Below are 12,684 nucleotides of genomic sequence, written 5' to 3' on the forward strand. Positions count from 1 at the left end.
TTAACTTTACCGCCCACACTACAGGTTAGTTGCTCTTTTGTTTCGAATTAAGTTTGCTACTGGTTTTTCAAAATAGGTGTACGACACAAAGGCGGCCATTATACTTGCAAGCAAAGAAATGAATAACTTGAGCTCCACCGATACACTCAGTTTATCGACCAATAAAATGATTGGCATATGCAGTAAATATAATGAATATGAAATCTTACCTAATAAATCACCTACCCTGTTAGCTAATACTCGATTGTTGTCCGGTACTAAAAATACAATGGCAAAAAACACACTCGCCATCACAAGAAGTACTTCATAACTTAGCCACATTCTATATTTGGCATCACTCGTTACGGGTGAAAAAGCTGGGTAAAGTAAAGGAATCAAGCAAAGCGTTAGTACAAAGCCATGGCTTTTTAAGTAATTAGGAATTGTTAAAGTTGAATAATTTAGCCCAAAAATAACACCTATAAAAAAGTAAGGTAAACTCCTAATGGTGTTAAAAAAGTTGTACGGGATGCCATTAATCTCACTACTTATTCTGGGGAAATTAGTTAAAAATAATAAAATCATTATTGCAATGCTAACGATATAAATATACCCAAGACGATTTTTAGCAAGCGCCCAAAATATAATGAAAACAAAATAAAAATGTACTTCAGGCGGTATTGACCACAGCACGCTCTCACCATGCAAAAATAACAGGTGGCCAATTAGCACGTTGACGTTAGCAATGTCATATAACAGAGGGAAATCTAACAAGGTAAAAATATAAGAGCCTAGTACAACCGCTAAATATAATGGTACTACCCTTGCCGCGCGAGCCAAAAAGTAATGTTTTACGGTTGTTTTATTGAACGCTTTTTTTGAGTACAGGTGCGACATTAAAAAACCACTTAACATAAAAAACAGCATCACACCGTAAGCACCTGAACCACCACCTAATGCGCCTTCAAACCATTGAGTGATATCACTAAAGTGGGTAATAAAAACAATAATTGCAGCGAGTCCCCGCAGTGAATTCAATTTTCTGATTTGCAAAATAGCTCCTTAATTTGCATCTTTAAGCCATTTTTTAACGGGTTCAACCCACTGCGGTATTGGAGTATAAAAAGCCCCGTGCTCTTTCGATGTACTTATCGCAATTTCAGTAAAATGCGTAACCTGTTTACTACGATCAATCAAAAACTGACAAGAACCCACTTCATCCGAGGTTTCGTAAATTGATAAAACATTGCCGTACATTTTTAAACTAGGTTGGTTACTCACATAGCGACCACAAGCCGCCAAAAGAATAAAATTTACCTTTTCATTGGCTAACAAATTTGATGTCACGATAGTAATCGCGCCACCACGAGAAAAACCAATCAGTGAAATATTACTCGCAGAAACCCCCTGTGCGATGAGCAAACGAACATCGCTAACGAGTTTTTGGGCAAACGCTTTAGGCTCGGTATTTTTAGCTCTGTGATATGCAATCAAATTATAATCAGTATCTGCTAAGGCTTTTTTTATCATTGGAAATTCATACTTTCCCCACCGAGCGTTAACAGGTGTCGGGTTAGTGCCCTCAACAATTAAGCCATGAGAATAAAATACATATTTTTGCGAGCTTTCTATTTTGTCGGGAAAGTGATCGTACACATTTGCCGCAAAGAGCGATGAGGGAAAAAATGCAATAAACAGTAGTTTAATATTCCTCCAAAACATGTTGCTTAGCGAATTGGCGTCAAAGGCCATAAAAATACACTTTCCATATTTATATAATTAATTATAAAACAATACCCTAACCAAGTTTTATTTACCAACAGACGCTGACTAACTGATTGCTTGTTTCAAATGTGGTACATAATTAAACAGTATTTCACTTACCTTTATTTTATTGCGCCAGCAAAGTGCAGCAACTTAAAAAGTTTCACCGTTTTAGTGCTTTTGTGGTTTTTGGGATTTTCCTAAATAAAATAAGCTATTGATTTAAAGCAGATAAAAATAATTTAATGGCTGGCATGGATCTTTCATTAGTAATGATGAGTCTTTTAAAACGTTTCATACTTTTTAAAGGATGAGTGGCTAGAGATTTATAAAACCTAGCTACATAACATGCGAAATTATACCTCTTCTACAGGGAGCACGAGCTATGACTAATTTTTACCACACTCTGTATCTATTATGGCGCTTAGATATAAGCGTTTGGCATGTCCATGAAGCAAACGACACGCATACAACAGCCGAAAAGGAGCGTCGATATGTTAAATAACGCTCCTCACCTGGATGAAGTGCTACAAAAGCTCAGTGGTTATCAACTAACGATTACTGAAGCGGCAGAACAGTATGATTTACCAAAGCGGGTCATTTATAAAGCACTGCGCCAACAGCAGGCCAAAAATACGAAACAAAAAGCTTACTTAATAGCCGCGCAAAAGCGTTTGCAGCAAACATTGCAAACTGTAGAGCTAGAATTAGCTAATTTAAATTGATCAAAAACGTATAAATTTCACTATAGTTATATAAAACCTAAATATGTTGTCTAATAATGATTAAAGCAGTAGAAGTAAACTTTGATGGCCTTGTAGGCCCGACTCACAATTACGCAGGATTATCATACGGTAACGTTGCATCACTAAATAATGCGGCAAGTTATTCCAATCCTAAAGAGGCGGTGCTGCAAGGTCTCGCTAAAATGAAAGCTATGCATGACTTGGGCTTAACCCAAGGTGTGTTCGCTCCTCATGCAAGGCCCGATGTGGATGTTTTACGCCACCTCGGTTTTAGTGGCAGCGATACAGATGTAATAAACAAAGCCTTTAAGGTTGACCCAATCCTGCTACGCGCATGTTATTCAGCGTCAGCAATGTGGACAGCAAATGCCGCAACTGTCTCTCCCTCAGCTGATACTCTCAATGGGAAAGTGCATTTTACTGCCGCCAATTTAAATAATAAATTTCACCGCTCTTTAGAGCCTGCAACGACTACTCGTTTATTAAAAGCTATGTTCAATAATGACACTCACTTTAGTCATCATACTCATCTTCCTGAACAAGGTTTTTTTGGCGATGAAGGGGCGGCAAACCACACTCGCTTAGCGGATGATCATGCCAGCACTGGGCTTGAAATGTTTGTTTATGGTGCCAGCGCCTTTAATAGCGCGTTACCAAAACCCGTTAAATTTCCAGCACGACAAACCCTTGAGGCCTCACAAGCTATTTGCCGTTTACATGAATTAAAGCCCACCAGCCAAATTTTGTTACAGCAAAACCCAGATGTAATTGATCAAGGTGTGTTCCATAATGATGTTATTGCCGTGGGTAACGCAAATGTTTTGCTGTGTCATGAACAAGCCTTTATTAATCAGCCGCAAGCTATTGAACAAATAAAGCGTGCCTATATAGGCGAAAAAACACTGCATATCATTGAGGTACCAACAGCTAAAGTAAGTATCCAAGACGCTGTCTCAAGCTACCTTTTTAACAGCCAGCTTGTTAGTTTAAATAATGGCAATATGATGCTAGTAGCGCCGCAAGAATGCCAAAATAACAACGCCGTAAATACCTTTATAAATGAAATGATCGCGGCAGATAACCCTGTTAATCAGGTTCAATTTTTTGATTTAAAGCAAAGTATGCAAAATGGAGGCGGGCCTGCGTGCTTACGGTTACGTGTTGCACTTAACCAACAAGAACTCGCAGCTGTTAACCCAGAGGTTATCTTAACAGATGATAAATACCTGCAGCTGTGTGCATGGGCCAACGACAACTACCGCGATAGATTGACCAGTGATGATTTTGCAGATCCGAACCTATTACTGGAAAGTCGACAAGCGCTTGACGAATTAACGCAAATATTAAAACTGGGCTCTGTATATTCATTCCAGCGTTAACTTGTTCTGAGTATTGATTTTAACGCTCTATCTAGGACTATCGCTGTTAGTAATAAGTAACTTACAGCGATATAAAAAGGTTTTTTAGCAGTAATCATTACGATTTTGTAATGTTATAAGCCATTCATATAAGCCATTTTCATAGCGTTTTAAACGTTGTTGGTGCTTATTTGTAAGCGTATAGAAAGGCGCCACACAAATAAACTTCTCACCCGTAATAATCACACCTTTTATGCCACATATTGAATAAGGACGAATATGGTTAATTTGTTTAGCCGAAAAATAATTCGCTCGCTTAAAAATAGAAAGCGTATGCACACCATGCTTACATATAGTGAGTGTTTTTTTGCCATTACCAAGCAATACAACAATAAGCGCTGTTACTAACACAGTTAAACTATAGGTTAGTATGTTCAGCCAACCATCAGGGCTGATTAGGTTAGCCAATAATATTAATAAATTGATGAGTACTAACGTCATTAATGTGTTTACTTCACCTTGTTTTTCTAAATCTAAGACGTGCATTTTTATTCCTGGTTTTATGGGGCTGGCGTTAACACCGTAAAATTACCCAACAAATGTGGAGCAAAAATGTAGAAATGACGGATATGGTTTAAGCAATTACTAGTAATGAGTTTCATCAGCAAATATAAGTGCTAACCATTATCTAGGCCTCCAATTAAACCGACTAAATCTAATAGGTATTACTCAATCCTCATTCAAGTTGTGTTAAGTATTAACTCCTATACTGACGCCAACACTGAAAAGGAAAAGGTTAAATTATGAACATCAAAACAACACTTTTAAGTAGCACTATTTTAGTTGCACTCACGGCATGTGGTGGTTCAGACAATATTGATTCGCCAACAACTCCACAATCGGCAAAATTTAACTTAGGTGTTTCCGATGCACCGGTTAGTGGGTTACGTGAGGTTAACGTTGTATTTAACTCTATCACCTTAAGACAAACTAATGGCGCAGAAGATATTACCTTTGAAACACGCCAGACAGATGACCAAACTAAACCTGAAATGGTAAATTTGCTTGATTACACTGGCGATGATGTTTTCTCATTAATAGATGATGAAGACGTGCCAACTGGGCAATATTCATGGATCCGTGCCGATGTTATTAATGGCGATGAAAATGACCTTACTATGACCTCACACGTTGTGTATGAAGACGGAAGCATTGCACCTTTGGTTGTTAAACGTAAGGGTAACGACGGTATTGGTGAGATTCAACTTGACGGCTTTACCCTAAATCAAACTGATAATGATTTTGTACTTGAATTCGACTTGAAGAAGTCGCTTGTAAATCCACAAAACAGCGATGAAATATTCTTAAAACCTCGCGGCGTTCGTTTAGAAAACTTAGCTGAGTCAGAAGAAATTGAAGGTACTATAAGCGACGCACTTATTGCCAACTGCGAAACAGACAATATCGCACTGGCTGCTGAAGATGGCTCATTTGGTCATGCTGTTTACCTTTATAGCGATGATGTAGCCGAGCCACTGGATAATTACGAAGTAACCGAAGCTGAAACTCCTGCTGATGCGCCTTTAGCGACAGCCAATGTGGTATTTGATAGTGACGACAATCAATATGAGTTTGAGCTTGCCTTCATCACTGCTGGTGATTACCAATTAGCTTATACCTGTGCAGCACATATTGATGATGCTGAACTACGCGATGAGGCATTTACACTGTATCAAATTAAACCGGTTACGGTAACTGCGGGTGATGATCTTGACGTGACTTTTACTGTTAGTCAGTAACAAAAAACTATTTGTCCTGTTTAGGTAGAAAAGCCCCTCAGTTAACGCTGGCGGGCTTTTTTATCTACGTTCTGGTACCTATTCGAGGTCACCGACTCTGCAATGTGCAGCGTACGTTGCGAAAATATTAAAAGCATACTTTCACGTTTTAATTTCTTTGATTATTGCCGTAACTCAGCACAATATAAAAATAAGCAAACCCCCATAGCTTCTAACTAAAGGCCACTACTTCGCATAAGCTAGCTCAAATTTAACCATCAAATAAAAGTCGCGCGAGTATGTGGCGATAACGTATTTAAAACTATTTCATTTCACATATCCCAAATTGGCCACTTAAATTTTTATAGTTATATTTTCTTCACTTCAGCTTATTCAATTTGAGTTAATCGAGGGATGTTAGTGTGGTCAATACGCTCTAATTAAAGTTAGTTAGTATCACACTCTTTTGAATATGTAATTAAGGAGAAATAAACATGGTCGAAGAAAAAATAGTACTTATTACAGGCGCTTCCAGTGGTATTGGGGAAGCTACAGCAAAAACACTAGTTGAAAATGGCCATAAAGTCATTTTAACCGCACGCAGCAAAGACAAATTAACAGCTCTTGTAAATGAGTTAGGGGCTGAGAATGCTTATGCTATTACTGCAGATGCAACTGACTTTAATGAGCTAGAAAATGTCGTTAAAAAAGGTATAGAAAAATATGGCCGCTTGGATGTTGCTTTCGCAAATGCTGGAATGGGCGTAAGCACAGCCGGCACAGAGAATGGTGATGTAGACGAATGGCGTCAGATGCTAGATATTAACATTAATGCGTTGCTTTACACCGCAAAACTCACTTTGCCTCATTTACGTGAAACCACCGGGCACTTTATTTTAACCAGCTCTGCTGCAGGAAGGGTTACTATTCCAGGCTCAATTTACGGAGCAACCAAGTGGTTTGCTTACGGTTTTGGCCAAAACCTCGCAGAAGAGATGAAAGAGTGGCAAGGCCGCTGCACTACAATAGCGCCTGGCATGGTAAATACCCCATTTTTTGATGAAGCCAAACCAGACAAACTCGACCCACATGATGTAGCAGAAGCGGTTTTATTTGCTATTGAAGCCAACCCTCGCTGTAACGTGCGCGAGTTATTTTTAATGCCAGCAAACTAGTATAAATAGTAGATAGCCTTTAAGTCTATCTACTACCTTTAATTTATTAATTACCATAAAACATGAGTGCCTATTACAAAAATTTTTAATGAATAACTACTAAAAATCACGTTTTTTTGTCTATGCTTAGAGTAGATCAATCCAATGATAGGACATCACTGAATGGCTCTGCATAATGCCCATGGTTTACCCACAGATCACTATGTGACTAATGATCCATTGCATCAACTTTTTGATGCAATCGATTCTATTTCGGTGCAGGGCTATGATGAGCAAAGGCAAGTCATTTACTGGAACAAAGGCAGTGAAATACTCTACGGGTATACTAAGCAAGAGGCTATGGGCAAGAAGCTCGAAGATTTAATTATTCCAGAGCCTATGCAAGAACCCGTTATTAAAGCTCATAGCGATTGGATTACGCTAGGAATTGAAATCCCAGCGGCTGAACTAACATTAAATCATAAAGATGGCAGTGAGATTGCGGTATTTTCAAGTCATGTAATGCTTACTAATCAATACAACGCCAAGCAAATGTATTGCATTGACATTGATTTATCCGACGTACATAAAGCACAAGCCGAAGCCACGTTAAATGCCACTATGTTACAAACCATCTTTGAAGCGATCCCTGACTTATTTTTTGTCTTAGAGCACGATGGTACGATTACTGATTACCACGCAAGTAATAAAACTGATCTTTACATCCCCCCCGAGAAATTCATTGGTCAAAAAATGGTTGAGGTATTACCTGACAAAGTTGCAGATATATTTAGGATCCATATAGAAAAAGCGCTCACACACAATGAAATGGTCAGCTTTGAATATGAATTAAGCATGCCAGATGGTACTAGTTATTATGAAGCCAGAATGCGCTTGCTGCCAAAGAAAAACCAAATCATGGTGATCATTCGCGATATTACAGAGCCCCACCGTTCAGCGGAGCTCATTCGCCGTCAAGCGCATTTTGATAGTTTAACCGCATTGCCTAACCGTTTTTTATCACTTGACCGGTTATCGCAAATGCTAGGTTCAGTTAAGAAAAAGCATGAAAAGGCCGCAGTCTTCTTTTTAGATCTTGATAACTTTAAAAAAGTGAACGACTCATTAGGTCATGAAGTAGGCGATAAACTTTTGATCGAAGCTGCACATAGGTTAAAACATGCTTTAAAACAAGATGATACCGTAGGCCGATTAGGTGGTGATGAGTTTATTGTTTTAATTTCTAATTTAAATGATGAAAGTAATGCCAAAGCTATCACTGAACGCTTACTCAACGCGTTTAGAGAGCCTTTTAAACTAGAGGGAAGAGAATTAATACTTACATTAAGTATTGGCATCGCTATGTCACCAAAAGATGGAACGTCAGCATCAGAATTATTACGTAATGCAGACACCGCAATGTATCAAGCAAAAGCGCTTGGGCGAAACACTTCTTCTTTTTTCACCCAACAAATGAATACGGCCATGCAGCGCCGTTTTGAAATAGAAGAGCAAATGCAAAACGCGCTGACAAAAAATGAATTTACGGTTTATTACCAACCACAAATAGACGTCAAGACAAATACCCTTATAGGTGCAGAAGCATTACTGCGTTGGCAGAATAATAAACTTGGTGCAATTACACCGGATGAATTTATACCCATTGCTGAACAAACTGGTTTAATTATCCCTATAGGTGAATTTGTTATCAAACAAGCTCTGCTTTTCTTAAAAGAATGGCAAGCATCTCATAAACAAAAGTACACGATGGCTGTTAATTTATCACCTTGTCAGTTTAGGGATCCAGAGCTACTAAATATGATCCTACATTCCTTAAATGAAAATAATATAAATCACGAATGTTTAGAATTAGAAATCACCGAAGGAGTATTGATGAATGAGCAAGACTCTATTCGTGAAGCGCTGATGCAAATTAGTAAACTAGGTATAAAGTTATCAATGGATGATTTTGGTACAGGGTATTCATCTTTAAGTTACTTACGGCAATACTCATTTGATGTTTTGAAAATTGACCGTAGTTTTATCAATGCCATAACGGATAATAAAGCGGATTGTAATTTAGTTAAAGCGGCTATTGCTATGTCACATAGCCTAGAAATAAAAGTCGTCGCAGAAGGCGTGGAAACAAAGGAGCAACTCGATTTACTTAATACGCTTTACTGCGACATCGCTCAGGGTTTTTATTTAAGTAAACCTTTACCAGCTTCTCAAATGCTCGACTTTTCATTAAAGTAAAGTTCAGCACTTCTAACTGGAAATACGAACTACTTTTAGCTTAAATTCATTTAAAAAATTATCCGTGGTTTTGTATATACTCCAGCGCAGTCATTGCTTTATAACTTACATTTGGATGCATAACATGAGTAGGTTCAGGATCGACTATTTCTATGGGGGTGTTATAACTACGTGCAATATCCAACGCCATTTGAGTTATATTTACACTAAACGAAGTGCCCATAAACACGATTTTATCAGCATCAAGCATACGCTGCTGCGCCTCACTGATACGATAAAGCTCAGTGTAAAACTCATCAAATAATAACACATAGGGTTTTAATGATTGGTTGAGCACAGGCTGGTGGTTTTCTATTTTAAACAACTCAAATAATGAATCATGCAAACGACTTTCATCTACGTTATTCCAAGGAGTGGTGTGTAGTGTTACCTCATCGCCCTGATGATGAAACAACGTCATTTGATCAAGCCGACCATGAATAGCAATGTAATCTTTATTCCCTGCTTTACCATCTAGGCCATCAATATTTTGGGTGATTAAGTTTTTATCACTTAGCCAATGATGTACTTCATTTGGCCCATGATTACGATACGTTGCAAAACGATGGTAATACCACGCTAAAAATTCACGTGGGTTGTTTTGGTACATCGCTCTTGTTGCCATTTCCATTGGCGTATAATTTTTACTACCAATAGTCCAAAAACCATCTTCACCACGAAAAGTAGGTATGCCACTGGCTGCACTAACTCCAGCCCCTGTAATATACAGTGTATTCATTGTGAGTCCCTTACAGTATGTGCTGAGACAGAATTGATAACCTGTTGAGTGTTATTCATGCCACCCACTGTGTATAACACACCTTGGTGCTCTAATAGGCCGCGATGATCCATACTCGCAGTGTCCATAGGAGGGAGTATCTCCCAACGATTACGCTTAATATCAAAACGCCATACATGCGCGCTTGCGGGAGCTGGTTCACCGTTATATCCCAGCCCGTTGTAATTATAAGGGTTGGGTGAGCCGCCCAACATATAAACAAACTCATTAAAGCTTGTTGCCGCCATACGGTAATGAGCAATACCTGTGGGGTGAGGCAGTGTTCGCCAATCAATTTTAAGCGGATTATTATGATCTATCGTGCCTTTTAAACACTGAGCAACTGCTGCAAATGAGCGCCGTTTATCTGGATTAGCCTGTGTTTTTACGCCATCACAAATCACAATAGTGTTGTCACTGATTGCAGCTGCTTGGCCAAACACTGGCTCACCTAAAAATGGCGAGGCTTGTTGCCAAGTATTTGTTTGCGTATCGTAAACCTGTACAAGATTTACATTACCATCATTATGCCAACCACTAAGGAGGTATATGTAACGCTGTTTATATTCAAGCGCTACACTATCATCAACAGGCACCGGCATAGAGGCAAGTTGAGTGTAACTATCGTTTTTAACATCGTACCGGTAAACATCAGGACTTGAGACTTCAGTATGATCGTGACTTACAGTATAACCACCAAATATATACGCGTATTCCCCCATACCGATTGCTGTGCTCGCCAATCGTCCTGTAGGTTTTAAACTGCTAGGAACAGGGCTTTTATTCTGCCATTGCTGCTCACCCAGCTTTAATGCCCATACTTTATTATGCACGCTGTGGTGATCTTTATTTGCACCTAAGCCCATAAAGCTTAAAAAGTAAGGCTGTTTATCTACAATAACTTTAGCGACTGCGTTGTTTGCAACAGGCTCTGGTAAGGCTGGTAAACTTGCTAAAGCAAGTGAGAGAAGTAGGCTCATAAATATCATTCAATGATCAAATATTGATTAATAATAACATTTATGTGCCCATGGAAAAATCCTTAATAAGCCACACTAATACGTTGATTAACATGCGCGGTATTTTGCGCTTCATCTAACATCGCAATGGCATAATCGGTGACCGAAATTTTACTTTCACCTTGCTCATTGGTAAAAAATGCATCACCACCTATACGATATGCACCTTCACTTTTGCCCGGATAAATAACGGCTGCAGGGCATACAAACGTCCATGGTGTTGCTGTGCTTGTTGATCTGAATACTTTTAACGCCTCACCTTGCGCTAATGCTTCATCTTTATATTCAGCAGGAAAATCGGGGGATGATACTAAAGTAACGCCTGGTGACACTTCTAAGCTGCCCGCACCACCAACCCACAATAGTCGCGTGTTCGTTCCAGAAAGTGCCGCTAATAAACGCTCAGCAGTACGGGAAACTATCTCATGGTTACCAGCAGCACGCCCACCAACTGAAGCAATCACCACATCAGCGCCAACTAATACCTCTGCAATGTCACTTTGCGAATGTAAGTCAAACTCTTTCACTGCCGTACCATCTGTTACTTTTCCTGCATCACGCACTACCGCTGTTACATTGTGGCCGTTTTCTTTCGCTTGCGACATAATGTGACCACCAATCCAACCTGTAGCCCCTAAAATAGTAATATTCATATCTGTATCCTTAAAAAAGTATTTATCATCTGAGGAATGTTCTCAGCTGTTGAAAACAAGTTTACTTGCATACTAATTGATGATAAATAAACCTTATAGATACAAATTGGTTCATATTAAGTTACTAATGGATAAAATAACTGCAATTCAAAGCTTTGTTGAAGTTGCACGCTGTGGCAGCTTTACAAAAGCAGCTGACAACCTAAACCTTAGCCGTTTACAAGTTACCCGCCATGTACAAGATATTGAGCAGTGGCTTAGTTTGCGGTTATTTCATCGCACCACACGTAAAGTCAGTTTAACCAATCAAGGCGAAGAGGCGCTTACCTACTGTAAACAATTACTCAGCACCGTATCGGATTTGCAAAGTAGAGCCCATAGCCACAATAACGAGCTGGTGGGAACAATTAGAATCGCAGCGCCTATTGGTCTTGGGCAAAACTTATTATTTGAAGCAATTGAAGCGTTTGTCACTATGCACCCCAATACGACATTTCAACTGGTGCTCTCTGATAGCTTATCGCAATTAGTGGATGAGCGAGTAGACATCGCCCTGCGTTACACTCATCAGCCTGATGAGCAGCTCATAGCTCGAAAATTAATGTTTATAAATACAGTTGTTTGCGCATCCCCAGACTATTTAGCAAGTACAAATAAAATAACCACTCCACAAGATTTATTACAGCATAACTGCTTATTGCATAGTGGCAATTCAATATGGCACTTTCTAGGTGAGAATTCAGATGAAAAAGTCACCGTAAAGGGTAATATTAACGCTAATGATATGACGGTATTACGCAAGGCAGCAATCAGAGGGATGGGAATTGCTAATTTACCTTGTGATTTAGCACAAGAATATTTAAAGACAAAACAACTGGTTAAAGTAATGCCAACCTACTCTACCCCTGGTAACCATTTATGGGCCGTTTACTTATCACGTAACTACCAACAAAATTTGGTTCGAGCATTTATTGACTTTTTAACCCAACGTTGGCAACAAGACATACTGTAACCATTATCGCCTCCCCCACACTGTGGTCATTTCAACACGGTATTAATGAAACGTGTAGTATTGACATATTACCCGTTCCCGATTTGTGTATGTTTTACTAGAAACCGACAATGCGTAGAGTACTTTCCCTACGCTGATTTACACACAA

At 39.1% G+C, this 12,684-nt stretch carries 12 protein-coding genes; 6 read left to right on the top strand and 6 right to left on the bottom strand.

Going from position 1 to position 12,684, the window contains the following annotated elements; translation table 11 throughout:
• Positions 1-18: 18 nt before the first annotated feature.
• Both ACHUE3_RS00440 and ACHUE3_RS00445 read right to left on the bottom strand, forming a co-directional pair.
• A complete protein-coding gene (locus ACHUE3_RS00440) occupies positions 19-1,032 on the bottom strand; it encodes an acyltransferase family protein (RefSeq protein ID WP_394189101.1) in 1,014 nt (337 codons plus the stop codon).
• Positions 1,033-1,041: 9 nt separating this feature from the next.
• A complete protein-coding gene (locus ACHUE3_RS00445) occupies positions 1,042-1,731 on the bottom strand; it encodes an alpha/beta hydrolase (RefSeq protein ID WP_394189103.1) in 690 nt (229 codons plus the stop codon).
• 506 nt (positions 1,732-2,237) lie between these two features.
• On the opposite strand from ACHUE3_RS00445, the gene ACHUE3_RS00450 reads away from it, so the two are divergent.
• Entirely contained in the window at positions 2,238-2,468 is a 231-nt protein-coding gene (locus tag ACHUE3_RS00450; RefSeq protein WP_394189105.1) for a hypothetical protein, read from the top strand.
• A 59-nt stretch (positions 2,469-2,527) separates the two neighbouring features.
• Positions 2,528-3,868, top strand: a complete 1,341-nt coding sequence (astB, locus tag ACHUE3_RS00455) for an N-succinylarginine dihydrolase (RefSeq protein ID WP_394190244.1) — start codon at positions 2,528-2,530, stop codon at positions 3,866-3,868.
• 84 nt (positions 3,869-3,952) lie between these two features.
• Here astB and ACHUE3_RS00460 read toward each other — a convergent pair whose 3' ends face one another.
• The gene (locus ACHUE3_RS00460) at positions 3,953-4,393 is read right to left on the bottom strand and encodes a hypothetical protein (protein ID WP_394189106.1); all 441 of its coding nucleotides are present in this window, start codon (positions 4,391-4,393) and stop codon (positions 3,953-3,955) included.
• A gap of 257 nt (positions 4,394-4,650) precedes the next feature.
• On the opposite strand from ACHUE3_RS00460, the gene ACHUE3_RS00465 reads away from it, so the two are divergent.
• The 3 genes from ACHUE3_RS00465 to ACHUE3_RS00475 all read left to right on the top strand — a co-directional run bounded on the left by ACHUE3_RS00465 (position 4,651) and on the right by ACHUE3_RS00475 (position 9,035).
• On the top strand, positions 4,651-5,646 hold the full coding sequence (locus ACHUE3_RS00465) for a DUF4382 domain-containing protein (protein WP_394189108.1): 996 nt from the start codon (positions 4,651-4,653) through the stop codon (positions 5,644-5,646).
• 473 nt (positions 5,647-6,119) lie between these two features.
• Entirely contained in the window at positions 6,120-6,800 is a 681-nt protein-coding gene (locus tag ACHUE3_RS00470) for an SDR family oxidoreductase (protein ID WP_394189110.1), read from the top strand.
• 162 nt (positions 6,801-6,962) lie between these two features.
• Positions 6,963-9,035 carry an EAL domain-containing protein gene (locus ACHUE3_RS00475; protein WP_394189112.1) on the top strand — a complete coding sequence of 691 codons (2,073 nt, stop codon included), beginning with the start codon at positions 6,963-6,965 and terminating at the stop codon, positions 9,033-9,035.
• Positions 9,036-9,093: 58 nt separating this feature from the next.
• Here ACHUE3_RS00475 and ACHUE3_RS00480 read toward each other — a convergent pair whose 3' ends face one another.
• The 3 genes from ACHUE3_RS00480 to ACHUE3_RS00490 all read right to left on the bottom strand — a co-directional run bounded on the left by ACHUE3_RS00480 (position 9,094) and on the right by ACHUE3_RS00490 (position 11,524).
• Positions 9,094-9,813 carry an SIR2 family NAD-dependent protein deacylase gene (locus ACHUE3_RS00480; RefSeq protein ID WP_394189114.1) on the bottom strand — a complete coding sequence of 240 codons (720 nt, stop codon included), beginning with the start codon at positions 9,811-9,813 and terminating at the stop codon, positions 9,094-9,096.
• Positions 9,810-10,832 carry a Kelch repeat-containing protein gene (locus ACHUE3_RS00485; RefSeq protein WP_394189116.1) on the bottom strand — a complete coding sequence of 341 codons (1,023 nt, stop codon included), beginning with the start codon at positions 10,830-10,832 and terminating at the stop codon, positions 9,810-9,812. The genes ACHUE3_RS00480 and ACHUE3_RS00485 overlap by 4 nt, the downstream gene beginning before the upstream one ends.
• A gap of 62 nt (positions 10,833-10,894) precedes the next feature.
• Positions 10,895-11,524 carry an NAD(P)-dependent oxidoreductase gene (locus ACHUE3_RS00490; protein WP_394189118.1) on the bottom strand — a complete coding sequence of 210 codons (630 nt, stop codon included), beginning with the start codon at positions 11,522-11,524 and terminating at the stop codon, positions 10,895-10,897.
• A 127-nt stretch (positions 11,525-11,651) separates the two neighbouring features.
• Here ACHUE3_RS00490 and ACHUE3_RS00495 point away from each other — a divergent pair, with 127 nt between their 5' ends.
• Positions 11,652-12,536 carry a LysR family transcriptional regulator gene (locus ACHUE3_RS00495; RefSeq protein WP_394189120.1) on the top strand — a complete coding sequence of 295 codons (885 nt, stop codon included), beginning with the start codon at positions 11,652-11,654 and terminating at the stop codon, positions 12,534-12,536.
• Positions 12,537-12,684: the final 148 nt, after the last annotated feature.

This window comes from Pseudoalteromonas atlantica (genome assembly GCF_043641955.1).
Lineage (GTDB): Bacteria > Pseudomonadota > Gammaproteobacteria > Enterobacterales > Alteromonadaceae > Pseudoalteromonas > Pseudoalteromonas atlantica_A.